Below are 26335 nucleotides of genomic sequence, written 5' to 3' on the forward strand. Positions count from 1 at the left end.
TCCAGGTGGACTGCAAATGCAAAGGATCACGGCTTGCGGTCGCAGGCCGTGATCCATCTATTCGCCGATATCAGACGGCGAAGAGGAGGAGGAGAGCGACGAGCAGCGAGAAGATGCCCAGAGCTTCCGTAACGGCGAAGCCGAATACCAGACGGCCGAACTGGCTGTCAGCGGCAGACGGATTGCGCAGTGCGCCGGAGAGGTAGCTGCCGAAGATATTGCCGAGGCCGAGAGCCGTACCGGCCATACCAAAGCAAGCCAGGCCTGCACCGATGTACTTTGCTGCTTCCGCTTCCATGTTGAACTCCTTTGAAATGGTTGTTGCGGCGAATGACTGACGCCCTTTGACGTCGATGTCGTTATCCTTAGTGCCCGCCCGGATGGATTGCGTCGTTGAGGTACATGCAAGTCAGTACCGCAAAGACGTAAGCCTGGAGGAAGGCGACGAGGAACTCGAGACCGGTCAGGGCGACGGTCATGATGAGGGGAAGAACGGCTCCGCCGACACCGACAGCACCGAGGGCTCCAAGCGAGGCGACGAAGCCTGCGAACACCTTCAGCGTGATGTGACCGGCGAGCATGTTCGCAAAAAGACGAACAGAGAGTGAAATCGGACGGGACAGGAACGAAATGATTTCGATCGTGACAACAAGCGGCAGCAGAACGCCCGGCACGCCCGACGGCACGAAGACATTCAGGAAGTGGAAGCCGTGCTTATAGAAGCCGTAGACGAGCACCGTGCCGATAACCAGGAGCGCGAGCGCGAAGGTGACGATGATCTGGCTAGTGACCGTGAAGAAATACGGGAACATGCCGAGCAGGTTCGCCGTCAGGACGAAGGTGAAGAGCGAAAAGACCAGCGGGAAGAACTTCATTCCCTGCTTGCCCGCGCCTTCCTTCAGCATGTTGGCGATGAACTCATAGGACATTTCCGCGACCGACTGCGAGCGGCCCGGCACGATGGCGCGGTTCGAGGTCGCGAAGTAGAGGAAGCCTACGGCAACGGCAGCAGAAGCGGCCATGAAGAGCGATGCATTGGTGAACGAAAAATCAATTCCGCCGATTTCGATCGGCACAATCTTCTGGATCAGGAACTGATGAGTCGGATCGTTAGACACCGCTTGTTCTCTCTCTTTGGCCCGCAGAACGCGGGGTCATTGCACTGGACCGGAACCGGTCCTTATTTCTTGTCGCCCTTGTCGTCCAGGGGATGGGCCACCACCCCCGCAGAACGCAGCACGTTCAGAACGCCGGCACAAAATCCGAGAAGCAGAAGAACAATCAAACCCCAAGGCGCCGTGCCAACAAAACGGTCGAGGAGATAGCCAAGCAGAGCACCGACGACGATTGCGGAAATGAACTCGCTGGAAAGCTTCATCGCCTGGGCATAACCTTTGCGGCTTACCTCGGCGCGGGCTTCCCTAGCCTCGTCTTCTCCCGTCTCGACGCCCTTGGTCGCGAGTTTCGCTCCCAATTGCGCACGGCGCTTTTCAAGACTTTCCTCGCGGTCGTCCGCCATGGATCTCTCCTCGTCTGCCCGTCGCCCGCACTCCCGCTACCCCGGTCATTCGGACCCCGGACACGAAGGTTGAGACCCTTCCGGCCCGTTCTGAAGTCGCGCGCAACATAGTTTTAGGGATTGGTATAGTCAAGGCGTAGACAGCTTCTGTCCAGCGAGAAAATAAATTCGTCAAATCAAAGAGATAGGCCAATTTAAGGCCAATCGCTTAAATTCGATGGAAAGAATCCGCTTTAAAGCCCCGCAAATCGCCTTGCCCAGGCGATTTATCTCAGCTCCAGCCGCCGCCATAGGTGCGATAGAAGACATGAAGACCGATGCGACCGACCTTTTCCATGGTCCTTGCCCATTTCGGCCTGACATAGACGGCATGGTAGTGCGTCGCCGAGCCCACTTGCGGCAGCCAGATCTTGCCTGCCGTCACCGCCATCGCCACATCGCGGGCGACTCGCCAATGATATTCCGAGTTCACCCTGTCCTTGATGGCGTCGCAGGCGAAGGAAAACTGGCAGCGGTTGCGCCAATCCTCGTTCTGATAGACGACGCCGCAGATGGTCTTGGGATAGGAAGGATTGCGGACGCGGTTGAGGATGACCTGGGCGACGGCCGCCTGGCCCTTCACCGATTCCCCCCGCGCCTCGAAATAGATGCCGGAGGCAAGGCATTGCTGTTCGCGGGCGGAAAAGACGCTCGGCGCCAGCACGCTTGCGGCCCAGGCATGATCGCGCGGGCCAATCTCCGGAACGAAGCGGCCGCTATCCTTCTCGGTCAGGATGGAATCGAACGGCGACTGGCGGGAATAGTCGGGTGCAGGCGGTGCATAGGCGGTGGCGAGCACATCGGCCTTGTTGCTGGTGACGAGGCTTGCGAGCATTGCCGGCACGCCATTGTCGGTCACGACAGGCTGCTTCTTATAGAAAGAAGTGGCGATCTCGATTTCCTTGCCCTGGATCTTCGGCTTGACGAAGGCAGACCTGTCCTTGAGGTCGAAGCTCGGGGTGAAGAGCATCCTGGTGCGCTCGAGAATGGAGCCGGCGGAAAAGTCCTTCGGCGGCTGCATCTTCTCGACGGCAACGACACGGCCCTTCTTGGTGGAGCGGTTGACGCGATCTTCGTCCGGCGTGTCCTCGTGACCCTTGTCTTTGGCGGTAAAGGCGACCTTGCGACCATCGGGCAGCACCATGCCGGCGCCGGCGGAAATCGAACCGGTCACCATCGGCTCGGCGAAAGCGAGTTCGGCCTGGTGGATGGAGCCGGCCGGCGAATTGGTCAGCACCATGCGCCAGTTCTCGCCTTGATGATCGAGGCCGGCCAGCATGGCGGCGAGATCGGCATGGGATGCGACGCTCGGGAAAATCAGCCAGCCGGCAAGACCGAAGATGACCGGAGACACCCAGTTCTCGGGAAAAAGACGCAGCTTGCTACGGGAAGGGCTCTTTCGACGCAACACGAACTCCGGGCATGGAACGCGGGAACATTCCATTAAAAATCCCGCATTAACCTTGACGTCCGGTTAACGGACCGTGCCGGAATGTGACTGTGAGCACGTTTGGATGTTCTAATGTGTTGGAAAGGTCCCCTCCCCACAAGGGCGGGGGACTAGCCCAGCATCACCGCTTTGCCCGCCATCATCTCGTCGTTTGCCGAGCTGGAGTTTTGGGAGATGCGGAGCAACAGGTTAAGCCCCTCCCCCTCGTGAGGCGGGGTCTTTGCCCCCCGTGTCAAATAATGACGTGCGAGCCCAGTTCCACCACGCGGTTGGCCGGCAGGCGGAAGTAGTCCGAGGGGTTGGCGGCGGCATTGGCGAGCGCGATGTAGAGCCGGTCCTGCCAGTAGGGCATGCCCGACTTGGCGTCCGGCACCAGCTTGCGGCGGCCGAGATAGAAGGAGGTCGACATGATGTCGAACTTCAGCCCGGTCTTGCGCAGCGTCGCCAAGGCCTGCGAGACGTTCTGCGATTCCATGAAGCCGAAGAGCAGTTCGACGCGGGAGAAGCGCGGAGAAATCTGCTCGACCTTATAGCGGTCCTGGCTCGGCACACGCGGCTTGTTGACGGTGCGGATCGTCAGGATGACGTTGCGGTCGTGAAGCACATGATTGTGCTTGAGATTGTGCAGCAGGGCGGCGGGGGCTGATTCCGGATCGCTGGTCAGGAAGATCGCGGTGCCCGGCACCTGGGCCGGCGAATGTTCGCTCTTGCGCTCGATCGAGCTGACGAAGGAGGCAAGCGGGATATCGGTGTGGCGGGTCTTTTCCATCAGGATCGCGGTGCCGCGGCGCCAGGTCCACATGACGACGGTAAAGGCGGTGGCGATCATGATCGGGATGTAGCCGCCGTCATGGATCTTCAAGAGGTTGGCGCCGAGGAAGATCAATTCGAGCACGACCAGCGGCGCGAGCGCGATCACCGCAACCGGCAGCGACCAGTTCCAGCGGGCGCGGACGAATTCGAAGGCCATGATCGAGGTCACGACCATGGCGCCGGTAACGGAGATGCCGTAGGCGGTCGCCAGCGCGTCCGACGTCTTGAAACTCAGGACCAGGAAGATGACGCCGATGAACAGCACGGCATTGACCGAAGGCACGAAGATCTGCCCGGTATTGGTTTCCGAGGTGAAGAGAATTTCCATGCGCGGCAGAAAGCCGAGGTTGATGCCCTGGCGCACCATCGAGAAAGCGCCTGTGATGACCGCCTGGCTGGCGATGATCGTCGCGGCGGTCGCCAGGATGACGACCGGCAACAGCGCCCATTTCGGGTACATCAGGTAGAAGGGATCGGACATCGTCGCCGGATTGCCGAGAACGAGCGCCCCCTGCCCGAGATAATTCAGCGTCAGCGCCGGGAAGACCAGCAGGAACCAGGCCCACTGGATCGGGCGGCGGCCGAAATGGCCGAGATCGGCATAGAGCGCCTCGGCGCCTGTCACCGTCAGGAAGACGGCGCCGAGCACGACGACGCCGTAGAAGCCTTCATGCAGCAGGAAGCTGACGGCATAATAGGGATTGAAGGCGGCAAGGATGCCGTAATCATCCGAGATATGGGAAATGCCGGCGGCAGCCATGACGAGGAACCAGACGGCGGTAATCGGCCCGAAGAACCTGGCGACCGCGCCGGTGCCGCGCGATTGCACGACGAAGAGCAGCGCCAGGATCACCACCGAGATCGGCACGATATATTCCGCAAGGCTGGGGGTGACGAGCTTCAGGCCCTCGACGGCCGACAGCACGGACAGAGCCGGCGTGATCATCGCATCGCCGAGGAAGAGGGCAGCCCCCATCAGGCCGAGCAGCATCAGGATGGCGGTATGGCCGTTGGCGGTCTTCATCAGAAGGGCGAGCAGCGACAGCGTGCCGCCCTCGCCGTCATTGTCGGCGCGCAGCAGGAAGAGCACATATTTGATGGTGACGATGATCGTCAGCGCCCAGATCATTAGCGAAATCAGGCTGATGACCTCGAAACGGGTGACGCCGTCATGGGCCACCGGCTTCAGCGCCTCACGAAAGGCATAGAGCGGACTGGTGCCGATATCGCCGTAGACGACGCCGACGGAACCCAGCGCCAGATAGAACAGCTTTCGCGGCGTCATATGGGATTCGTTCGGATGGCTCTCTTCGGACATGAAGTTGCAACAGGCTCCTCAGAGCCAGCCTTTCCAGCGGAAAAAGAAAAAGGGGATGACGGCTGAGATCACCATCAGGGCCAGCGAATAGGGATAACCCGCGACCCAGGTCAGCTCCGGCATGACCTGAAAATTCATGCCATAGATGGAGGCGACCAATGTCGGCGGCAAGAACACCACCGAGGCAATCGAGAAAATCTTGATGATCGAGTTCTGCTCGATGTTGATCAGCCCGAGCGAGGCGTCGAGCAGGAAAGTGATGTTGGCGGCGACGAAGGAAGCATGCTCCGATAGCGACTGGATATCGCGCGAAACGGTGCGGCAGAGCTCCTTTGTCTCGCGATCCTGCTGGATTGCCGGGATCGTGTGAAAGAAGGTCAGCAGGCGGGACAGCGAACCGAGGCTGTCGCGCACCTTGCTGATCATCCGGTGATGGCCGGCGATATCCCTGAGCTTCTCCTCGAGATAGTTCGAAGGTTTGCGCACCTTCCTTGCCCGATCACCGAAGACATGCATCGACAGGATGTCGATGCGCGAGACGGAGATCTCGAGGATCTCGGCGGTGCGGTCGACGATCGTCTCCAGGAGCTTGGCGAGAAGGGCAGCGCCACTGCGCCAGTTTTCCGGCAGCCGGTGAAGGGCGGCAATGAACAGCGCAAAGGATTTGGGATGGGCGTAACGGATGGTGACCAGGCGGTTTCCGGCCAGGATGAAGGCGACATCGGTCAGCGTCGGCGCGTCGGTATCAGCCTTCCAGAGCAGCGAAGCGGTCATGAAGACGGCGTCGTTTTCGACATAGAGCCGGGCGGAAGGCTCGATATCCTTGAGATCGTCGCGGGTCGGGACCTCGATGCCGAGAATCTTCTCGACATAGAGCTCCTCGTCGCGGGTCGGCTCGATCATGTCGATCCACACGACATCCTCGGGAAAGGATGCGGCATGCGACAGATCGCGGATCTCGACCGACCTGCAATTGGAACAGTAAGCGGTGATCACCGGCAGCCTCTCCGATGCTCACGGCGCTTCGCGGCCAATGCACTTTTCATCGAAAGCCTTTCCATGCGATCGCCAGCGCGGCAACGCGACGGTCGCTTGTCCTCGGTCGAAGCGGAAGCGGATCAAGAAAGTTCATACGACTCCGGCTGCATCCGACCTCAAAGGCCGGCATGCGCATTGTGCTCCACCGCATCGCAGTTACCAATCCTTCGATCGACAAGACAACTCCGAACTCGCAGGCGGGCCACATCCTTCGGAATGAAGACGGCCGTCATTGAGCATCTGCAGCAAACGCCATCATGGCGCCGCGGCATATGAAGCAAAGCCATGAAATAATCAAGACATCTTCCGTGAAGCGCGGCTTTTCACCACGTTTCACCCACAATTTGGGGTATTCGCGACGGTGATTCGGCACCCGAAAGCGCATCGCATCGAATTTAAATCATGCAATGCTTTATTCGAAGACGATCGCCGGCGCCGGGCGCTGCGGCTGGCCGCCGAGCTGCTCCCAGACCTTGGCGGCGATGCCGCGATAGATGCCGGCGACGACGCCGTTCGGCTCGGAGGCGACGAGCGGCGTGCCGGCGTCGGAGGTCTCGCGGATGTTCATCGTCAACGGCACTTCACCGAGGAAGGGCACGCCGATGCGTTCGGCCTCCTTGCGGGCGCCGCCATGGCCGAAGATGTCGTAGCGGGTGCCGGTGTCCGGGGCGATAAAATAGCTCATATTCTCGACGATGCCGAGCACCGGCACTTCGACCTTGCGGAACATGTTGAGGCCCTTGCGGGCATCGATCAGCGCGAGATCCTGCGGCGTCGAGACGATGACGGCGCCGGCAAGCGGCACCTGCTGGGCCATGGTCAGCTGCGCGTCGCCGGTGCCGGGCGGCATGTCGACGACGAGCACGTCGAGCTCACCCCAGGCGACTTCACGCAGCATCTGCAGCAGCGCCGACTGGACCATCGGCCCGCGCCAGATCATCGCCGTCTCCTCGTCGACGAGGAAGCCCATCGACATGACCTTGAGGCCATAATTCTCCATCGGATTGATGATGCGGCCGTCGATCTGTGTCGGGCGGCCGGATATCTTCAAGAGCCGCGGCATCGAGGGACCATAGATGTCGGCATCGAGAATGCCGACGCGAAGACCGTTGGCCAGCAGCCCGAGCGCCAGGTTGACGGCGGTGGTCGACTTGCCGACCCCACCCTTGCCCGAGGCGACGGCGATGATGGCGCCGATGCCCGGCACACCGATCTTGCCGGCGCGCGGCGGCTGTTGCGGCGCATGCGCATGGTGATCGTGGCCAGCATGACCGTGCGGCGGGTTGGGCGCAGGGCGGGCAGCGGGAGCAGCGGTGGCCGCCTTCTTGTCCGCGGTCAGGGCGACGAGGGCGCCCTTGACGCCGGGCATTTCCTTGATGACGCGCTCGGCGGCGAGCCGCATCGGCTCCAGCTCCTGGGCGCGATCGGCCGGAACGGTGATGGAGAAATAAACCTTGCCGTCGGAGATGAAGACGTCGGAGACCATGCCGAGCTCGACAATATCGTGCTCGAGATCCGGTCCGCGCACGGTCTTCAGCGTTTCGAGAACCTGTTCCTTGGTGACGTCGGTCATTCCACCCTCATTGCTGCTTCTTGCAGACGGCAGCGCCGCACGTCTTTCAAGACGCGCAAGGAACGCTGTCGCACTTTGAATTGCATGATGTCAGCCTAAATCCATGCCGATTTAAGGCTGACATCATGCAGTAGAGATAGTGGAGACGGAGGCCTTCGCCAAACAAAATCATCGGGAGGACAATCGATGGCCGGCGCGCCCAAAGGGGCCGGAGAATTGTCAATCCGTTGCGGCCATCAAGTCCGCCGGGCTTTCGCCCTGATGGCCGCAACGGTCTCCCCGAGAACCGGCGCAATGCGGGGCGAACTAGAGCAAGCCGGAAAAAAGGCCAGCAAAAAATGCCGAAGACAGGCCAGGTCACCAGCAGCTGCGAAAGAAGCGGTGCCAAAACGCAACAACCGCCGCCGACACCGAAGGGCCGGGAGAAAGCGGCATCGGCGTCGGGCAGCGGTGTGTCGGCCGCGCCATTTCCTGGCGCTGGCTCAGTCCCCTCTGGACCTTTGACAAAAGAGAAGCAGAAAGCGTGCCAGATCCAAAATCGGCGAAAAGCAGCGCCAAAGCGCCTGCGGCAGGCGCTCAACGGGATAGATATGCCTAAGCGCTGGGCGGCTGCGAAAGCACGTGGTTGTTTTTTGCAACTTATTTGATCAGGCCGATGCGCAGCGCCTTGGCGACCGCCTGGGTGCGATTAACAGTGTCGAGCTTCTTGGTGGCGCGGTTGAGGTAGTGATTGACCGTGTGCTCGGACAGCGTGAGGATTTCGGCGATTTCGGCGCTGGTCTTGCCGGCCGCCGTCCAGTTGAGGCAATCGATCTCGCGGTCGGTCAGCGTGTCGGTGATGCGCGTATCGAGGTTGCGGATCTCGGCGAGCCTGTCGAAGACATGGATGGCGATATAGCAGAGTTCGCGCATCTCGGCCGGGCTGAAGGGTTCGCGGTCGCCGGCGAAAGAGACGGCGCCGCGCAGGCCGGAGGGCTCATGCGTCGGAAAATAGGCGCCGCGCATCATCTTGAAACGCTCGAACAGGGAGACGACGAGGATGGACTTGCCGTCGTCCCGCGACCAGTTCTGGCGCGACATGTCGTAGAAGAAGGGTCGCGCCGATGTTCTCAAGCGCCTCAGAACCGGGCTGTTCACCATCAGGCCTTCCTGGTCGTAAAGCGCCAGAAGCTCGGCCGGCCAACTGGTGATGACCGTGCTGCCCTGAAGATCGAAGGAAGTGACGGGCGGCAGGTTGAGAACCATGAAGGCCCGGCTGCGATAGGCTTCGGTCACACGCTTCATGAAACGGAAAATATCGAACTGGGTCTTCAGTCCGGCTATTTCCTGAACATGATCGTCTTCTTCCGGGGATGCTTGCGACAAGGGTGCCATCACATTTCTTCATCTTCGGCACAGCGGCCGGCAAACCGTTTGCGAAACCTGCCCGCCATGGGTGTTTCGATTGCATAGGGAATGATGATCGCTTGGGATCACATGGGATCGGCTTTGGCGTTTAGCGTTCGGCCGTTGAATGGTTGTAGATTTCGCTGACCGTTCTAGTTGTGGTGATTCGCCAGCAAATCTCAATATCGCACTCACCATAAGCATGCTCTGCAATCGCGTCCAGCGGCGGGCGGACTGCGATTTTTTCCGTCAGCGGCGCGGCCCCAGACGGACGCGCATGCCTTCCATGATCCTCCCAGCTGCCAGCTGAACCGGAACGGCCCATTGGCGCAGAAGTTCCATCGACAGGCGATAGGCCGGGCCGGTGATCGAAACGCCCCCAATAAAAGTCCGATCCTCCGACCAGACGGGTGCGGCAACGCAACGGATGCCGGCCTCGTGCTCCTCACGGTCGAAGGCAAAGCCCTGATCGGCAATTTCGCGGATTTCTTCCAGCAGCGTTTCGGCCGAGACATGGGTCGAGGCGGTAAAGCTGGTGAAGCTCAGGCCGGCGACGAGATCGCCGAGGCTCTCGGCCGGGAGCAGCGACAGGGCCGCCTTGCCGACGCCGGTGCAATAACAGGGCGAGGCATTGCCGATCTGCGAATACATGCGCACCGGCTGCCGGCCTTCGACCTTGTCGAGATAGATGATCGACTGGCCTCTCAGAACGCCGAGATGCACCGTCTCGCCGGTCGCCTGCTGCAGATCGGCGAGGTGCGGCTCGGCAATCAGGCGAAATTCGTTGCGCGCCCAGCTGCGCGCGGCGAAATCGAGCAGGCGCAGGCCCGGCGCATAACGGCCGTCGCCATCGAGTTCGAGCAGGCCTTCCTCCACCAGGTGACTCAGTTGGCGATGCAGCGTGCCGCGCGGCTGGCCGGCAAGAGCCAGGATATCGGTGAAACGCAGCGGCGCATCGGCATGGGTGACGAGATCGAGCAGAACCATCAGTTTGCCGAGCGTGCCGGTTTCGCGTGACTGTGCTGGCCCGTCGCCGTTTGAATTCATCGCCTCACTCACCCTTGACAGAAAGGCCAGTGTAATTCGATAATTCCATATAGTCAAATTAAGTTCCAGATAATGGAACAATGATAAAATTGGGAGGCGCCGCTGACGATGACAGTGACCATGATGCCAACAGCACAATTTCCCGAGTTCAAGGACCGAGCCGTGCTCGTGACCGGCGGCGGATCGGGCATCGGCGCTGCGATCGTCGAAGGTTTCGCGCGCCAGGGCGCCAAGGTGTCGTTCATCGATATCGCCGAGACCGCAGGCCGCGAGCTCGCCGAAAGGCTGTCGCGCGAGACGGCGCATCCGGTTTCCTTTCACCATGCCGACCTGCGCGATATCGAGGCGATCCGGAGCACGGTCGATACCGTCATTGCGCGGTCCGGACCGATCCGCGTGCTGGTCAACAATGCCGCCTGGGACGACCGCCATGAATTCGACGCGGTGACCGAGGTCTATTGGGACAACAACCAGGCAGTGAACCTCAGGCATGTGTTCTTTACCTCGCAGGCAGTCGTGCCGTCGATGCGGACGGCCGGCGGCGGGGCGATCATCAATATGTCGTCGATCGCCTTCAAGCTGAACATGGGCGGCTTTCCCGCCTATGCGGCGGCGAAGGCTGCGGTCGTCGGGCTGACGAAGAGCATGGCGGGCAGGCTCGGGCCGGAGAATATCCGCGTCAACTGCATCCTGCCCGGCATGGTCGTCACCGAGCGGCAGATGCAGCTCTGGCTCACCGAGGAGAGCATTGCGAGTTCGGTCGAGGACCAGTGCCTGAAAGTCGCACTCAAGCCCGATGCGATCGTCGGCCCCTGCCTGTTTCTTGCATCCGACTGCGCGGCGGCGATGACCGCCCAGTCCCTGATTGTCGATGGAGGCGTTCTGTAATGGCAAATCCCGCTTATGTCGCGGTGGACTGGGGCACCAGCAGCTTCCGGCTCTGGCTGATCGACCGGGACGGCACCGTCCTTGCCGAACGCCGCAGCGGCGAAGGGATGACGAGCGCCGCAAAGACCGGCTTTTCCACCGTGCTTGCCAGCCATCTCGCTGCCATCGAAGCGCCGGAAAACCTGCCGGTGATCGTCTGCGGCATGGCCGGCGCCAGGCAAGGTTGGGTCGAGGCCGGTTATATCGACGTGCCGACGCCGCTCGCCGCGATCCTCACCGGGGCGGTCTCCGTGCCCGGCGAAAGCCGCGACATCCGCATCCTGCCGGGCCTTGCCCAGCGGGATATCGCCACACCCGACGTCATGCGCGGCGAGGAAACCCAGCTGCTCGGCGCGCTCGGCCGCGCAAGCTCCGGAGCGCAGGCGGTCTGCATGCCCGGCACGCATTCGAAATGGGTGCATGTGACGGACGGCAAAGTTACCGGCTTTTCGACCTTCATGACCGGCGAGCTTTTCGACGTCATCAGCAAACACACGATCCTGTCGCATGCGGTTGCGGGGGCGGAAGAGCAGCCGGCGGATGCGGCGGCCTTCGAGGCGGCGGTCTCGGCGGCTTTCGCGCGCCCGGCCCTTGCCTCCAATCTGCTGTTCACGGCCCGCTCGGGCCAGCTCCTGCACGGCATTTCAGCCGCTGCCGCGCAAGCCCGGCTTTCCGGCACGCTGATCGGCCTCGAAATCGCCGGGGCACTGCAGGATGCGGCCAACTCAGACATCACCCTCGTTGCCTCCGGGCGCCTGCAGGCGCTCTATGAACAGGCTTTCAAAACCCTCTCCCTTGCCTTCACCGCCATCGACGCCGACGCCGCCGTGCGCCGCGGGCTTTCGGCTGCCGCCGAAGCCATCTGGCCGAATTGAGAAAGCTGACACAATGACCCGTATCCCCTTCCCCGACATGAAGCGTCCGCTGATCGCCATCCTTCGCGGCATCAGGCCTGAAGAGACCGAAAGCGTCGTCGGCGCCTTGATCGAAAACGGCCTGACGGCGATCGAGATCCCACTCAACTCGCCCGAACCGTTCAAATCCATCGAGATCGCCGCGAAGATGGCGCCGGCAGACGTGCTGATCGGCGCCGGCACTGTGCTGACGGTCGAGGCGGTCGACAGCCTGCATGCTGCCGGCGGCAAACTGCTCGTCACGCCGAATGTCGAGCCTGAGGTAATCATCCGGGCGCGCGGATACGGCATGGTGACGATGCCGGGTGTCTTTACCCCGACCGAGGCGCTGGCGGCAGCACGCGCCGGCGCCACCGGTCTCAAATTCTTTCCGGCAAGCGTGCTTGGTCCTTCCGGCATCACGGCGATCCGGGCCATCCTGCCGCCGGAACTCACGATTGCCGCCGTCGGCGGCGTATCGGACAAGAACTTCGGCGATTATACCAAGGCCGGCATCTTCGCCTTCGGCCTCGGCACCAGCATCTACAAACCCGGAATGACCGCGTCAGAGGTTGCCGAGCGCGCCAAGGCGACCATTTACGCCTATGATGCAGCCATTGGGAGCGTGAGCGTATGACCGATATTTATGAGTTCGAGGGCAAAACCCTTTGCAACACCAATTCCGTCCTCGGCGAAGGCCCGACCTATGATCCGGACAGCAATACCGTCTGGTGGTTCAACATCCTGGGCAAGGAACTGCATGAGCTCAATCTTTCGACAGGCGCGAAAAAGGTGCATCCGCTGCCTGTGATGGCGAGCGTACTTGCCCGCATCGACGCCGGACGGCAGCTGATCGCGACGGAGGAAGGGCTTTTCGTGCGCGACGTGGCCAGCGGCAACCTCACCTTCTACGCCGCGCTCGAAAACGACAGGCCGGAAAACCGTTCGAACGACGGCCGCACCCATCCTTCCGGTGCACTCTGGATCGGCACGATGAGCAAGCGGGCGGAAAACCAGGCCGGCGCCATCTATCATGTCGCCAGCGGCAAGGTGACGAAGATCTTCAACGGCATCAGCATCCCGAATTCGATCTGCTTCTCGCCGGACGGCACGGTCGGCTATTATACGGATTCCCGCATCAACCGGCTGATGCGGGTCATGGTCGATCCGCAGACCGGCCTGCCCTCGGGCGAACCGATCGTGCTCGTCGACAGCATGAACGAGCCCGGCGACATCGACGGCTCGGTGGTCGATGCCGATGGTTATATCTGGAATGCACGCTGGGGTGCGGGGGTCGTCGACCGCTACAATCCCGATGGCCTGCGCATCTCCCGCTACAAGGTTCCTGCCGTCCAGCCCTCCTGCCCCGCCTTCATCGGCGTCAATGCCGACCGGCTGGCGGTCACCACCGCCTGGGAAGGGCTGGATGAAAATGCCCGTTCGGCCCAGCCGAGCGCCGGCGCGCTTCTGGAACTCGGCATCGAGGTCAAAGGCGCGTTCGATCCCGTCTATGTGATCTAAATCCGGCTTTGCCAACGACCCTCAAGGGCGCCCTCGGACCGGGGCGCTCTTTCTCGTTTCTGCAGCGGTTTTTCGATAAATGTTCCGTGAGAATCGAGAAATTTTCCGTGTTTTCAACCGGAACCAATCGGCCCACCAGTCATTTTCCCTTCGAACCGGCGCGGCAATCACACAGATATTGCCGGGTCAGCGATCACTCTAGGGAACTGAAGGTAGGTTCGAAATGACACGCAAACTCTTGACGACCGTTGCCGCTGGCGCGCTGTTTGCCACGGCTTTCGCACCGGCGGCATTCTCACAGACGGCCCCGCAGCCGGCGGATCCCGCCGCTCCGACCCAAGCGGCGCCTGCCGATCCGGCAGCCCCGAAGCCGCCGATCACTCCTGACGTCACCAAGCCCGCAGGCGATGCCGCACAGGCTCCCGCCCCGGCCGCGACGACAGACACGGCTCAGGCCGGCTATATCACCGAACAGGCTCCGGATCAGATCAGCGCCAATACCTATATCGGCCAGTCGGTCTATAACGGCAACAATGAAAGTATCGGCAGCGTCAACGACCTGATCATGAAGAAGGATGGCGGCTTGGTTGCCGCGATCGTCGGCGTCGGCGGCTTCCTCGGTATCGGCGAAAAGAACGTCGCCGTGCCGATGGACAAGATCACCGTCGCCCAGAACACCCAGGACGGCAGCGTCAAGCTGACGACAAGCGAAACGGCTGAATCGCTGAAGGCCGCACCTGAGTTCAAGACGCTGGCCATGCAGTCGGCTGAAAAGGCACCGGCCACCGGTACCGCCCTGCCGACCGACGCCACGTCGACAGGCTCGACCACGGCCAAGTAGACCGGGGTCAACTAAACCACGCGCGGTAGTATAGCGCAGGCGATGGCGCTCCTAGGGGCGCCATCGCTTTATGCGCTGACCCGCTCCGCTATGGTCGGATCGTAATAGTTCTCGTGCAGGAAGCGCAGCGTGGCGATCCCGTCGGCCGGACGGCCGAAGTGATAGCCCTGGCCCATGCCGCAGCCGAGCGTGCGCAACTTTACCGCCTCGGCATAATCCTCGATGCCTTCCGCGACGACCTCCAGCTCCAGACCCTCGCACATGGTCAAGATCGCCTTGATGATATGTTCGGAGGCGCGATCGGAATTGATGCGTGAGACGAAGGCCCGGTCGATCTTGATCTTGTCGAAGATGAAGTCGCGCAGGCGCCCGAGGCTCGACTGGCCGGTGCCGAAATCGTCGAGAGAGATGCGCACGCCGGCGGCGCGCAGATCGGCGATGATGCGGTGGGCGGTATCGGCCGAGCTCATCACCGCGGTCTCAGTGATCTCCAGCTCCAGGCGATGGGGATCGAAGCCGACGCGGCCGAGGATCGACAGGATGCTGCCGCTGGTGCCCGGATCCATCAGCTGGGCCGAGGAGAGATTGAACGACAGGAAGAGGTCGCGTGGCCAGGAAAGGGCGGCTTCGGCGGCTTTGCGCAGCAGTGCTTCCGACAGCGCGTCGATGAAGCCGCGCTCTTCGGCGAGCGGCACGAAGACGCCGGGCGGGACAAAGCCGAGATCGGGATCGTTCCAGCGGGCGAGCGCCTCGAAACCGACGACCTGGTTGTTGGACAGCGAGACGATCGGCTGGAAATGCACATCGATCGCATCGGAGATGATGGCGTTTCTGAGCGCCTGCTCCAGCTGCGTCGCGCGCTTCATCTCCTGGGCGATCTCGCGCGAGTAGACGGTGATCTGGCCGCGACCGCGGCGCTTGGAACGGTAGAGGGCGGTTTCGGCGCTCTTCAGCAGTTCATCGCAATCCTCTCCGGCGAAGGGATAGATGGAGAAGCCGAGGGAAGCGGAGAGACGGACGTTGCGGTCACCGAGGTCATAGGGAGCCGACAGAACTTCGCGGATCATCTGACCGAATTTCTCGGCACTCGCCCGCTCGAAAATCAGCGGCAGCACGAAAGCGAATTCGTCACCATCATGACGGGTGACCAATGCACCATCGGGAATACAGGCCTTGAGGCGGTGGGCGACCTGGCAAAGGATTTCATCGCCGGCTGCCGAGCCGAAGAGATCGTTGATCGGTTTGAAACTGTCGAGATTGGCGATGCCGATGGTGAAGGGGGCCGGGTCGCTGGCACGCTCGGAAGAGATCTGCAAGACCTTGTCGCGCATGCGATTGCGGTTACCCAATCCGGTCAGCGGATCGGTATAGGCCATGGCCTGCAGCTCGTTCTGACCGACGGTCAAGAAGGCTATGTCCGCCGATTTTATCATCCAAACCCGAGCTTTCCTCCGGAGCCATGCAAAGAATGACCGGCATGTCTTAACAATTCGATAGTAAATCAACGGCTTCTGCCGCCTGAACCGCCCCAAAATTTAGGGAATTGACGGGTCTCTCCGCCTAGCCTCGCGCCCGCACGGCCTCATCCATCAGGTATTTCTGAAATACGGTCTCCAGCATGTCGGGGCTGACGGGCTTCATGATGACATCGTCCATGCCTGATTTGACGCATTCGGCGCGGTCGCGCTCGAAGGCCTGGGTGAGCACGCCGATGATCGGGGTGCGGGCTCCGCCGCCGGTTTCCTCCATCTGCCGGATGAGACGCGCTGCCTCGAAGCCGTTGAAGCCCGGCAGGGAAATATCCATCAGCACGATCTGCGGCCGGTGTTCGGCCCACATGCGCACGACCTCGTCGCCGGTCGCCGCGATCATATGGCTGTAGCCCAGGCCTTCGAGGATCTGAGAAAAAACGATCTGGTTGATATCATTATCCTCGGCGACGAGAACCTGCAGGCCGACCACGTCGTCGGAGATGCTGATTTCCCAATCCGTATCCGAACCGGCAGCACTGCGGCTGTTGCGATTGAAATGGCGGGCGATCTGGAAGGTGAGCTCGTTGGCGATCTGGAAACCGTCCATGACCAGCGACGGGATGCCGTATTGCTCGGCGAGTTCGAGGCAGCGCATGCCCATCTGATTGTCGATGATCAGGAGATCGAGCGAGATGCCGGAGGAGGTGGCGATTTCCAGGAAGCGCTCCTCTTCGTCCTCGCCGCGGACCGAGCAGGATTCGAAGCCGTATTTCGACAGGGTCCGGAGCGCAGCGGTCTCGGCGGCGAGGTCGGCCGTGACGACGAGGACCTTGCGGCCCGAGAAATTCTCTGGAACGATCGCTTCCATTGCCGCCGGTTCGCGGCGCTCGACGGCGCTCGGCACCGGCACATAGGCCCGGCGATAGCTTTGATTGCTTGACGTGGTGATCGCCGAGGCCCGGCCGAACTCGTCGAGATCGGCGCCGTCGCGCGGCAGGTCCTGCGTGGTCGACACCAGGAAATAGCGGCCGGGCTTGCCGATACGGTGCTTGCGGCTGACGATGTCGCGCTCGATGCCGTCGCGGGAGATCTGTCGTTGGCGCGAGACCGACATTTCGCCGGTCTCCAGCACATGACGATCGCTTTCCTCAAAACGCTTGGCGATCTCCGGTGAGAAGAGATCGCCACTCTTGCGCCCGAGCACTTCGTCGGCGGTCGTCTGATATTTTTCGCAGAAGGCGAGATTGACGGCGACATAGGTGAGATTGCGGTCCTTGACGAAGAGCGGGAACGGCAGATTGTCGAGAATGTCCTCGGTCAGCTGTACGCGCTCCAGATCCGAACGCCATTGCTCCTCACGCTTCTTGTCCTCGGAAATGTCGGAGATGATGGTGACGCCGTAACCGCCCGGCAGCCTGCGCTTGACGAAGCGGACCCAGCTGTCGGCGCCATGGCGCTCGACGGATTCGAAGCGCTCGCGCCAATGCGAGGCGATTTTCTGCGACAGCCAGTCCTCGCGGCTCAGCGAGCCGCCCTGCTTCGCAGCATATTGCTGACGAATGCCGGTGTCATACATCGCCCCGAGGAAATCGCGAAGCCGGGTGCCCGGCTTCAGCATCTCCGGCGGCAGGGGGAAGAACTCCAGCGTCTGGCGGCTTGCAAAGATCAGATGATCGTTTTTGTCGTAGATGATGAAAGCTGCGGAAAGGCTGTCGCACACCACATCGAAAAGCGCCGTCTGCAGATCGGCCTCGACGGAGGTCCCATCGATTTCTGATGATGTGTCCGCCTTTTCGAAGCCGGCACTCATGCTCTTGCGTCCCACATCTGTTCGATTTCGCAGCTTCCGGAGGTATATGAATAGAAATGCCATTTTTATGTTAAAACCGGCTTAACATTACAGCGCCGCGCGTCTTTTCCAGCCGCGCATAGGACGCTGTAACACTTTGAACTGCTGCATAATTTCATCCTTAGATCGGTTCCGATTTGAGGATGAAATCATGCAGCGGCGACCCCGATCTTGAGGGAGGCCCCGATCACGCCTAGGGAAAGCTTGCGCCAACCCCTTCCCTCCAGCCCGCGAATCCCCGAAAATAACCCATGGCCATCAGACAGCTCTCCGAAACGCTCATCAACCAGATTGCCGCCGGCGAAGTCATCGAACGGCCGGCGAGCGCTGCCAAGGAACTGATCGAAAACGCGCTCGACGCGGGCGCGACCCGCATCGAGATCGCCACATCAGGCGGCGGCAAGGCGCTGCTGCGCGTCAGCGACAACGGCTCGGGCATGGACGCGGCCGATCTGGAACTGGCGGTCAGGCGCCACTGCACCTCGAAGATATCGGAGACGCTCGAGGACATCCGCACACTCGGCTTCCGCGGCGAGGCGCTGCCCTCGATCGGCTCTGTCGCCAGGCTTAGCATCGCCAGCCGCAGGCGCGACAGCGCCGGCGGCCACGAGATCGCTGTCGCCGGCGGCAAAATCGCGCATATCAGGCCGGCCGCCGCCAATCCCGGCACGATCGTCGAAGTGCGCGACCTGTTCTTCGCCACACCGGCCCGGCTCAAATTCCTGAAGACGGAGAAGGCCGAGGCCGGCGCCATCACCGAGATCGTCAAGCGCATGGCGATCGCCTTTCCCGCCGTACGCTTCGTGCTGTCGGGCTCGGACCGCACGACGCTGGAATTTCCGGCGACCGGCGACGATCACCTGGCGCGCATGGCGCAGGTGCTCGGCAAGGAATTCCGCGACAACGCCATTGCGCTCGACGCCGTGCGCGAGGAGATCTCGCTCACCGGTTTTGCCGGCGTGCCGACCTTCAATCGCGGCAATTCCGCCCATCAGTACGCCTTCGTCAATGGTCGGCCGGTGCAGGATAAGCTGATCCTCTCGGCGATCCGCGGCGCCTATGCAGAGACGATCCCTTCCGGACGCCATCCGGTGGCGGTGCTGTCGATCACGCTCGATCCCGCTCTCGTCGACGTCAACGTGCATCCGGCAAAATCCGACGTGCGGTTCCGCGACCCGGGCCTGGTGCGCGGCCTGATCGTCGGCGCCATCCGTGAGGCCTTGGCCCGCGACGGCAGTCGGGCGGCAACGACCGGGGCGAGCGACATGCTGCGCTCCTTCCGCCCCGGCTTCCAGCCGCAGGCGCAGCGGCCGCAGGCGCCATGGTCGGCTGAGACCTCGCCCTTCCGGCCTTATCAGCCGGCAACGGGTCTCAGCGAACGGCCGCAGGCGTCCTTCGACGGGCTGTCGATGCCGACGGCGCGGGCCGAGTCGCAGTTTTCGCCGCAGCCGGCCGCCCCCGAAGCAACCGCGCGCTATCCGCTCGGCGCGGCGCGGGCGCAGATCCACGCAAATTACATCGTCGCCCAGACCGAGGACGGGCTGGTGATCGTTGACCAGCATGCCGCGCACGAGCGGCTGGTCTTCGAGGCGATGCGCAAGGCGCTGCATTCGAAGCGGCTCGCTTCGCAGGTGCTGCTCATCCCCGAGATCATCGACATTCCCGAAGAGGATTGCGACCGGCTGATGCAGCATGCGGCGGAGCTTTCCGAACTCGGCCTGGCGATCGAGCGTTTCGGCCCCGGGGCGATCGCCGTGCGCGAGACGCCGGCGATGCTCGGCGAGGTCGATGCGCATGGCCTGATCCGCCAGCTTGCCGATGAGATTGCCGAATGGGATACGGCGTCGGGCCTGTCGGCCAAGCTCGAATATGTGGCGGCGACCATGGCCTGCCACGGATCGGTGCGCTCCGGACGGCGGCTGCGGCCGGAGGAAATGAACGCGCTGCTGCGGGAAATGGAAGTGACGCCCGGCTCCGGCCAGTGCAATCACGGCCGGCCGACCTATATCGAATTGAAGCTCAGCGATATCGAGCGGCTTTTCGGCAGAAGCTAAAAAAGCTGGAAAAGCAGCCCTTTCGAGAGTATGGCAGACTAAAGCGTGTCGCGAATCTTTCAGATTCGCTTGCCACGCTTCGGATCTTTGGTGTTCCGCATGTCGTGATCGCAAAACCGCGGCACACTTTTGTGCGACATGCTCTAATGACAGACTGCAGGGAACGGAGCGCATGAATTTGTTCGAAGGGCACGGAAACCGCGAGGCGAAGATCCGGTATCTCGATGGCGATTTCCAGATTCTCTCGCCCGGCTCCTATGTCGTCTGCGCGATGACGGGGAAACAGATCCCGCTCGACGAGTTGCGCTACTGGAGCGTCGCCCGGCAGGAGCCCTATGCCGACGTGATCTCGGCCATCGATGCCGACAAACGCGCCGGCGTGCTGCCGAACCAACGGCGTTAAGCCCTCTATCACTTTAAAACTGCGGCTCAGCTTTTCCTGGATTGCCCTGGCTGGCAGGCTTCATTTCCCGCAGGCGCCGCTCGCGACAGGCAATGATCGCCCGGTCGATGATGAGACTGGGCGCGAGGTGATCGTCGAACACCATGTCGACCTCTATCACCCGGCTCTTTTCGGCGAGCCGGGCTGCCTTGCCAGGATGGCCGGAGAGGCGGACGAAATCCTTGGAGGTGGTGACGATCAGAAGGCCCTGGTGCTCGGCGGTCGTCAGGATGTCGTCGATCTCTTCCTCGGTCAGGTGCTCGTGGTCGCCGAAGGATTTGGCGACCGTGATTTCGGCGCCGCGTGATTCCACTGTGCGGAAGAATTTCGAAGGATCGGCGATGCCGGCGAAGGCGAGCACCTTCGTGCCGGCGAGCGTATTGTCGCCCCGCACTTTCAGCGATGCGGTGAAATAGGGCTTTGCCGCCCGCGCCGCCATGCGGACGATCCTGTCGGCCGCATTGCCTCCGCCGACCTTCAGCAGCGCCGTCGCATGACGCAGCTGCTGGCGGATCGGCGCTCGCACAGGGCCGCCCGGCACGATATGGCCGTTGCCTAGGCCGCGGGTCGCATCGATGACGAGCAGGGCATAGTCGATCGCCAGCCGGGCACTCTGGAACCCGTCATCCATGATGATGAGATCGGCGCCCTCCGCCACCAGGCGCGCAGCACCCTCGACACGCCTTCGGGAAATCACCGTCAGCGCCTCCTGGGCAAGCAGCAACGGCTCGTCGCCGACGGCAACCGCCCGGTGATGATCGGGATCGACGACGGTGGTCACATCGAGCGAACCGCCGTAACCCCTGCTGAGAAAACCGGGCTTCAGCCCCTTCGCCTTGGCGGCACGGGCGATCGTCAGCGCCGTCGGCGTCTTGCCGGCGCCGCCGACGGTGAAATTGCCGACGCAGATGACCGGAACTGGAACAGAGGCGCGGCGCGCATGGGCCATGCGGTGGCCGGCGATGCGGCCATAGACAAAAGAAAGCGGCAGCAGCAGCCAGGCTCGCCAATCGGCTTTCCTCCACCAGAACGGCGGCGCTTCGGATATCATCTTGCCGTCCCGCTCCCCTGCCGGCCTTGTTCTCACGCCATTCCTGGGAAGTCGCTACGCGCTCTTCCCGGCAAAACCGCTGTGCACTTTTGCTGGAATTGCTCCAGCCGCAACCGGTCCCCTGCTTTTCGATCGGCTGGATTGAGAAGCCAAAACCTGAAAAAATGCAAGCCCTTACCGGTCAGGCCGGCTGCAGGTCCGGCAAAAGCGTCTCGATGGCGGTGATATCGTCGAGCACGTGATGGGCGGCGGCGGCAAGCGAATCCCGCGAACCGGTGCCGGTCAGCACCGCGATCCTCAGCCCCGTCCCGGCATTCAGGCCCATGTGCAGATCGTGATTGTTGTCGCCGACCATGGCGACCTCTTCAGGCGAAAGACCGGTCGCGGCGCAGAAGCCGAGCACCATGCCCGGTTCCGGCTTGACGCCGAAACCGCTGTCATAGCCGGCGATGTAGTCGATATAGCCGGCAAAACCGAAGCGCTCCGCCGTCTGGCGGATTGACCGCTCATTGTCGCTGGAGGCGACGCCGAGCTTGAAGCCGCGCCGATGCAGCCGGGAAAAGAAGCCGGCAAGGTCGGTTACCGGCACGGAAAATTCGGCGGCGCTGGAAAAGAGCGCGTCGAGGCGCACCGTCAGTTCGCCGACATCGACCATCGAGCCGGCGGCAACGAGGCCCTCGGCGATCTGGCGGGTATTGCCGGCGGCAAGCAGGCTGTCGGGAACGATATGACCGGTCACCGGATCCATGCCGCAGGCGGCAAGCAGCCGGTCGGCGAGAAGCGGATCCCCTTCCGCGGCGATGCGAGCCAGCTCGCGGTTTACCGGCAGCCAGCTCTCGTCATAGTCGAGCAGCGTGCCGTCCTTGTCGAAAAGAATGCCTTTGATGGGGGCGGCTGCCGACATCTTCGTTCCTCAGAGCTGGGCCACGGCCTTGGGCAGCAGCCGCGCCTTGACCGTCAACGGGTTGATGTAGGGCTCCAGCCCCTTCACTGTCGCCGTCAGCGCACCGCGCATCTCGTGCACGGCGGTGATGCCGGCCTCGATCATATTGCGGCGGGCTTCGTCGTTGATCAGCAGGTAGTGCACGCCCTTGGCCAGCATTTCGGTATCGCGCACCATGCGGGCGCTGCCGCTGCGGGCAAGCTTCTGATAGGCATCGCGGAAGTTCTGCACATGGCCGCCGGAAAGAATGGCGCAGCCGAGCATGGCAGGCTCCAGCGGATTCTGGCCGCCTTCGGCAAAGAGCGAGCGGCCGACGAAAGCGATTTCCGTCAGTCGCAAATAGAGGCCCATTTCGCCGATCGTATCGCCGAGGAAGATATCGACATCGGCGGACAAGACATCGTCGCGGGTGCGGCGGGCGACCTTCAGCCCCTGCTTGACCAGAGCCGCCTCGATCTCGTCGCTGCGCTCGGGATGACGCGGCACGATGATCGTCAATTGATGATCACGCTCCTTGAGCGCCCGATGAACGATGGCGGCGGCATTCTCCTCGCCGTCGAAGGTCGAGATCGCCGCCCAGGTCTTGCGGTCGCCAATCTGCTTCTTATAGCGGGCCAGGACGGCGCTGTCATAAGGCGGTGCGTCGGTATCGACCTTCAGATTGCCCGAGGTGATGACCGGGACAGCGCCGAGATCGCGAAAACGTTCGGCATCGACATCCGACTGGGCAATGACGAGGGCAAGATTCTCGAACAAGGCTTCGGCGATCGCCGGGCGGCGGCGCCAGCGGGCAAAGGAGCGATCCGACATGCGGGCATTGATCAGGATCTGCGGAATGCGGCGGCGGCCAAGCTCCAGCACTGTTGCCGGCCAGATCTCGGATTCGGCGATGATGGCGCAGTCGGGCTGCCAATAATCGAGGAAGCGGCTGACGGAGGGTTTCAGGTCGAGCGGCACATATTGATGGATCGCCTCCTGGCCGAGGCGCTCGGCGGCGAGCTTGGCGGAGGTGATGGTGCCGGTCGTCAGGATGACATGGATATCGCGGCGGCGGATTTCACGGATCAGCGGGATGACGGCATTGGTTTCCCCGACGCTTGCGGCATGGAACCAGACGAGCGGACCCTGCGGCCGGTTGGCGCTCGGATAACCGAAGCGCTCCAGGCGGCGCGCCCGGTCTTCCTTACCCTTGGCGGTGCGGTAGGTGATATAGAGGCCGACGACCGGAGAGGCCACGGTTCCCGCCAGACGGTATGCGCTCAGACCGAACCGCGCCATCCGGGAGCTCATTGCGCCAGCCTCCGATCAAAACCGATCGACATCACACCCATTCCCTAATTATCGTTGCGGCCGCAATGGCCGATCAATTTGTTCAGAATGCGTCAAACAATCCGGATCGACCAATCCGGATCGACGGCGCCCGATGCACGAAAGCCCGCTCGACGAGCGGCCGCGCCGGCGGCACATCCCGAGGTGCCCGGCCGAAGCTCCTGGCCGATGTCCCTGACTCAGCTTGGTGGCCGAGGTCAGTTGCCCTTGGCCTTTTCCTGCGGATCGAGCAAACGATGCATGTGGACGATGAAGTAGCGCATATGCGCATTGTCGACCGTCTGCTGCGCCTTCGACTTCCAGGCCGTCAGCGCCGTGGCATAATCCGGGAAAATGCCGACGATATCGAGACCCTTCAGATCACGGAACTGGACGTCATCGAGGCTTTCCAGTTCGCCGCCAAAAACGAGATGCAAAAGCTGCTTCTTGTCACCGGATTCAGTCATTTTTTCTTCTCTTTCTGCCTATTCTCCTCCGCCATCCCATCTGCGGGATTTTGACGGAAACGTCAACTGTCTCGTCGTCCTGCAAAGGCCGCGAGGAATTCGCCGAGGCGGGGCGTCGGACCCGCACAGAGGACCTTGTGGGTGACTTCGACGCTGTTGTAGACGACCGCCCGGCCTTCGAGATCGACGAGACCGCCGCCGGCGCAGGCGAGGATCAGATCGGCGGCGGCAAGGTCCCAATCATGTGAATTGGCCTTGACGAAGGTGCCTTCGAGACGACCGTCGGCCACCATGGCAATGCGATAGGCCAGCGAGGGGATGTATTTCTCGCGCGTCACCCGCTCCTGGAACTCCGACGGCAAGGTCTTCAGCAAGTCTTCGCCGATCGCAAGACGGCTCATTTCCTCCGGGTCGGCGACAGAGACGGTGAAGGGCACGCCGTTCTTCAGCGCCACGCCGCCCTCGACCGCCTCATAGAGCTCTTCGAGCGCCGGGGCATAGAGCACGCCGGCGACCGGCCGGCCGCGATGAACCACCGCGACGCTGACGCACCAGACCTTCTGGCCGCCGAGGAAGGCGCGCGTGCCGTCGATCGGATCGATGATGAACAAGGTCTCGCGTGAGAGACGGTCGGCATCGTCGTCGGTTTCCTCAGACAGCCAGCCATAATCCGGCCGGGCCTTGCGCAGAATGGTCTCGAGCGTCTTGTTGGCGGCGAAATCGGCGGCGCTGACGGGCGAGCGGTCGTCATTCTTCCACCAGACTTCCGGAGACTGGTTGAAGAAGCCGAAAGCGACGGCACCCGCCTCCTTCGCAGCATCGACGATCAGCGTGAGATCGCTCTGCCAGCGGGCTTTCTCCATGTCGCTCATCAGATCAATCCGTTTCTGAACTATCATGAGAGCATGATGTCGTCCGAAAACCGCGCACAGTTTTCGGCATCATGCTCTAGCGCCCTGCAAGCGTCATGCCTTCGATGGCAAAGGTGGGGGCCGCGACGCCGAACTTGCGATCGATGTCGTTTGCCGGCGTCAGGCGCATGAACATGTCCTTGAGGTTCGAGGCGATCGTCACCTCGGAAACCGGGAAAGTCAGTTCGCCGTTCTCGATCCAGAAGCCGGTGGCGCCGCGGCTGTATTCGCCGGTGATCATGTTGACACCGTGGCCGATCAATTCGGTGACATAAAAACCGTTGCCGACGCTGCGGATCAGCTCCTCCGGGGAGATGTCGCCGGGTTCCAAGGCAAGGTTGCTGGAGGAAGGCGAGACTGATGTGCCGCCGCGCACGCCGCGGCCGTTGGTCGTAAGACCCAATTCACGCGCCGTGGAGGTCGAGAGGAACCAGTGTTTCAACACGCCGTCCTCGATCATGACAAGCCGCTCGCCGGACACGCCCTCGCCGTCGAAGGGCCGCGAGGAGGGCCCCCGCACGATCAAGGGATCGTCGGTGATCGACAGGCCTGACTTCAACACCTGCTGACCCATCCTGTCGCGCAGGAAGCTCGATTTGCGGGCGACGGCAGCACCGTTGATCGCACCGGCGATATGGCCGACGAAGCCGCGGGCGACACGCGGGTCGAAGATGACGGTGACGTCCTTGCCGGTCGGCACCTGACGCGGATTGATCCGCTTGATCACCCGCTCGCCGGCCCGACGGCCGATTTCGGCGGGATCGTCGAGCTCGGCGTAATAAAGGCGGCTGTCGTAATCATAGTCGCGCTCCATGCCAGTGCCTTCGCCGGCGATGACGCTGACGGAATGGCCGAAACGCGAGGCCATGTAACTGCCCTCGAAACCGTGCGAAGTGGCAAGAACGAGGCCGCCCATGCCGGCCGACGCACCGGCGCCGGAGGAATTGGTGACGCCCTTGACCGCAAGGGCTGCGGCTTCGGCGGCAAGAGCCGCCTCGCGCAGCATCTCGGAGGAGACCTCGGTGGTGTCGAGCAATTGCAGGTCGGGATAGGATTTCGACAGGCTCGCCTCATCGGCCAGGCAGGCGAAGGGATCTTCCGGCGAAACCTTGGCCATGGCGACGGCGCGCTCGGCCAGCGCCTGGAGATCGAAGCCCGGATTGGCCGAAACGCTGGCGACGCGCTTGCCGATGAAGACGCGCAGGGAAAAGTCGTCGCTTTCGGAAGATTCCGTGGCCTCGACCTTGCCGAGGCGGACGCTCACCGATTGCGAGCGCGACCGGACGACGACGGCGTCGGCGGCATCGGCCCCTGCCTTCCTTGCCAGATCGATCAGTTGACTTGCGCGGGAAAGAAGTGTCGAGGAATCAATTTCAGAGGACATGATTTGGCCTTTCCTTCGGCTTCCATTTATTGTGCACTCTCCCAAGCATCAAGGCCGCCGCCACCGATTCTTTATCGGGGCTGCTTGCT

The 26335-nt window shown here is 62.2% G+C and carries 24 protein-coding genes; 7 read left to right on the top strand and 17 right to left on the bottom strand.

Going from position 1 to position 26335, the window contains the following annotated elements:
- Positions 1–70: 70 nt before the first annotated feature.
- From FHT69_RS19970 to FHT69_RS20010, 9 genes are all read right to left on the bottom strand, one after another.
- A complete protein-coding gene (locus FHT69_RS19970; RefSeq protein ID WP_003545854.1) occupies positions 71–298 on the bottom strand; it encodes a F0F1 ATP synthase subunit C in 228 nt (75 codons plus the stop codon).
- 67 nt (positions 299–365) lie between these two features.
- On the bottom strand, positions 366–1118 hold the full coding sequence (locus FHT69_RS19975; RefSeq protein ID WP_018245007.1) for a F0F1 ATP synthase subunit A: 753 nt from the start codon (positions 1116–1118) through the stop codon (positions 366–368).
- Positions 1119–1180: 62 nt separating this feature from the next.
- Entirely contained in the window at positions 1181–1519 is a 339-nt protein-coding gene (locus FHT69_RS19980; RefSeq protein ID WP_028756715.1) for an AtpZ/AtpI family protein, read from the bottom strand.
- A 271-nt stretch (positions 1520–1790) separates the two neighbouring features.
- Positions 1791–3002, bottom strand: coding sequence for a cell wall hydrolase (locus FHT69_RS19985; protein ID WP_183905863.1), 1212 nt, complete (start codon positions 3000–3002; stop codon positions 1791–1793).
- 238 nt (positions 3003–3240) lie between these two features.
- Positions 3241–5139 (bottom strand): potassium transporter Kup, encoded by a 1899-nt coding sequence (locus FHT69_RS19990; RefSeq protein ID WP_047613836.1) that lies wholly within the window; start codon positions 5137–5139, stop codon positions 3241–3243.
- 18 nt (positions 5140–5157) lie between these two features.
- Positions 5158–6135: a magnesium transporter CorA family protein gene (locus FHT69_RS19995; RefSeq protein WP_028756718.1), complete on the bottom strand. Its 978-nt coding sequence runs from the start codon at positions 6133–6135 to the stop codon at positions 5158–5160.
- A 454-nt stretch (positions 6136–6589) separates the two neighbouring features.
- On the bottom strand, positions 6590–7750 hold the full coding sequence (locus FHT69_RS20000) for an Mrp/NBP35 family ATP-binding protein (RefSeq protein ID WP_028756719.1): 1161 nt from the start codon (positions 7748–7750) through the stop codon (positions 6590–6592).
- 639 nt (positions 7751–8389) lie between these two features.
- Positions 8390–9124 (bottom strand): LuxR family transcriptional regulator, encoded by a 735-nt coding sequence (locus FHT69_RS20005; protein WP_047613834.1) that lies wholly within the window; start codon positions 9122–9124, stop codon positions 8390–8392.
- Between the two features lie 261 nt (positions 9125–9385).
- On the bottom strand, positions 9386–10183 hold the full coding sequence (locus tag FHT69_RS20010) for an IclR family transcriptional regulator (RefSeq protein ID WP_097595290.1): 798 nt from the start codon (positions 10181–10183) through the stop codon (positions 9386–9388).
- Positions 10184–10303: 120 nt separating this feature from the next.
- Between FHT69_RS20010 and FHT69_RS20015 the strand changes: the two genes are divergently transcribed.
- The 5 genes from FHT69_RS20015 (at position 10304) to FHT69_RS20035 (ending at position 14365) form a co-directional block, all read left to right on the top strand.
- Positions 10304–11071, top strand: a complete 768-nt coding sequence (locus FHT69_RS20015; protein ID WP_179867802.1) for an SDR family NAD(P)-dependent oxidoreductase — start codon at positions 10304–10306, stop codon at positions 11069–11071.
- Positions 11071–11985 (top strand): 2-dehydro-3-deoxygalactonokinase, encoded by a 915-nt coding sequence (locus FHT69_RS20020; protein WP_097542863.1) that lies wholly within the window; start codon positions 11071–11073, stop codon positions 11983–11985. The genes FHT69_RS20015 and FHT69_RS20020 overlap by 1 nt, the downstream gene beginning before the upstream one ends.
- 13 nt (positions 11986–11998) lie before the next feature.
- On the top strand, positions 11999–12640 hold the full coding sequence (locus FHT69_RS20025; RefSeq protein ID WP_028757735.1) for a 2-dehydro-3-deoxy-6-phosphogalactonate aldolase: 642 nt from the start codon (positions 11999–12001) through the stop codon (positions 12638–12640).
- Positions 12637–13524 carry an SMP-30/gluconolactonase/LRE family protein gene (locus tag FHT69_RS20030; protein WP_097542864.1) on the top strand — a complete coding sequence of 296 codons (888 nt, stop codon included), beginning with the start codon at positions 12637–12639 and terminating at the stop codon, positions 13522–13524. The genes FHT69_RS20025 and FHT69_RS20030 overlap by 4 nt, the downstream gene beginning before the upstream one ends.
- A 223-nt stretch (positions 13525–13747) precedes the next feature.
- Positions 13748–14365, top strand: a complete 618-nt coding sequence (locus FHT69_RS20035; RefSeq protein WP_063476423.1) for a PRC-barrel domain-containing protein — start codon at positions 13748–13750, stop codon at positions 14363–14365.
- Between the two features lie 68 nt (positions 14366–14433).
- Here the strand turns inward: FHT69_RS20035 and FHT69_RS20040 are convergent, their stop codons facing one another.
- Complete coding sequence (locus FHT69_RS20040) at positions 14434–15798, bottom strand: bifunctional diguanylate cyclase/phosphodiesterase (protein WP_183905864.1); 1365 nt, start codon at positions 15796–15798, stop codon at positions 14434–14436.
- Positions 15799–15925: 127 nt separating this feature from the next.
- Complete coding sequence (locus tag FHT69_RS20045; RefSeq protein ID WP_047613824.1) at positions 15926–17647, bottom strand: response regulator; 1722 nt, start codon at positions 17645–17647, stop codon at positions 15926–15928.
- A 290-nt stretch (positions 17648–17937) separates the two neighbouring features.
- Between FHT69_RS20045 and mutL the strand changes: the two genes are divergently transcribed.
- Together mutL and FHT69_RS20055 are read left to right on the top strand one after the other, a co-directional pair.
- Positions 17938–19740: a DNA mismatch repair endonuclease MutL gene (mutL, locus tag FHT69_RS20050; protein ID WP_097630524.1), complete on the top strand. Its 1803-nt coding sequence runs from the start codon at positions 17938–17940 to the stop codon at positions 19738–19740.
- 172 nt (positions 19741–19912) lie between these two features.
- On the top strand, positions 19913–20143 hold the full coding sequence (locus FHT69_RS20055; protein ID WP_003545832.1) for a DUF2093 domain-containing protein: 231 nt from the start codon (positions 19913–19915) through the stop codon (positions 20141–20143).
- 13 nt (positions 20144–20156) lie between these two features.
- On the opposite strand, the gene lpxK is transcribed toward FHT69_RS20055, so the two are convergent.
- The 6 genes from lpxK to FHT69_RS20085 all read right to left on the bottom strand — a co-directional run bounded on the left by lpxK (position 20157) and on the right by FHT69_RS20085 (position 26246).
- Complete coding sequence (lpxK, locus tag FHT69_RS20060; RefSeq protein WP_097542868.1) at positions 20157–21233, bottom strand: tetraacyldisaccharide 4'-kinase; 1077 nt, start codon at positions 21231–21233, stop codon at positions 20157–20159.
- A 181-nt stretch (positions 21234–21414) separates the two neighbouring features.
- Positions 21415–22137 (bottom strand): HAD family hydrolase, encoded by a 723-nt coding sequence (locus FHT69_RS20065; RefSeq protein WP_063476418.1) that lies wholly within the window; start codon positions 22135–22137, stop codon positions 21415–21417.
- 9 nt (positions 22138–22146) lie between these two features.
- Positions 22147–23466 carry a lipid IV(A) 3-deoxy-D-manno-octulosonic acid transferase gene (waaA, locus tag FHT69_RS20070; RefSeq protein WP_047613814.1) on the bottom strand — a complete coding sequence of 440 codons (1320 nt, stop codon included), beginning with the start codon at positions 23464–23466 and terminating at the stop codon, positions 22147–22149.
- Between the two features lie 236 nt (positions 23467–23702).
- Positions 23703–23951, bottom strand: a complete 249-nt coding sequence (locus tag FHT69_RS20075; protein ID WP_047613812.1) for a DUF4170 domain-containing protein — start codon at positions 23949–23951, stop codon at positions 23703–23705.
- A 62-nt stretch (positions 23952–24013) separates the two neighbouring features.
- Positions 24014–24823 carry a 3'(2'),5'-bisphosphate nucleotidase CysQ gene (locus FHT69_RS20080; RefSeq protein WP_063476417.1) on the bottom strand — a complete coding sequence of 270 codons (810 nt, stop codon included), beginning with the start codon at positions 24821–24823 and terminating at the stop codon, positions 24014–24016.
- A gap of 76 nt (positions 24824–24899) precedes the next feature.
- On the bottom strand, positions 24900–26246 hold the full coding sequence (locus FHT69_RS20085; RefSeq protein WP_183905865.1) for a TldD/PmbA family protein: 1347 nt from the start codon (positions 26244–26246) through the stop codon (positions 24900–24902).
- Positions 26247–26335: the final 89 nt, after the last annotated feature.

It is taken from the genome of Rhizobium sp. BK008, assembly GCF_014197345.1.
In the GTDB taxonomy this organism is placed as follows: domain Bacteria; phylum Pseudomonadota; class Alphaproteobacteria; order Rhizobiales; family Rhizobiaceae; genus Rhizobium; species Rhizobium anhuiense.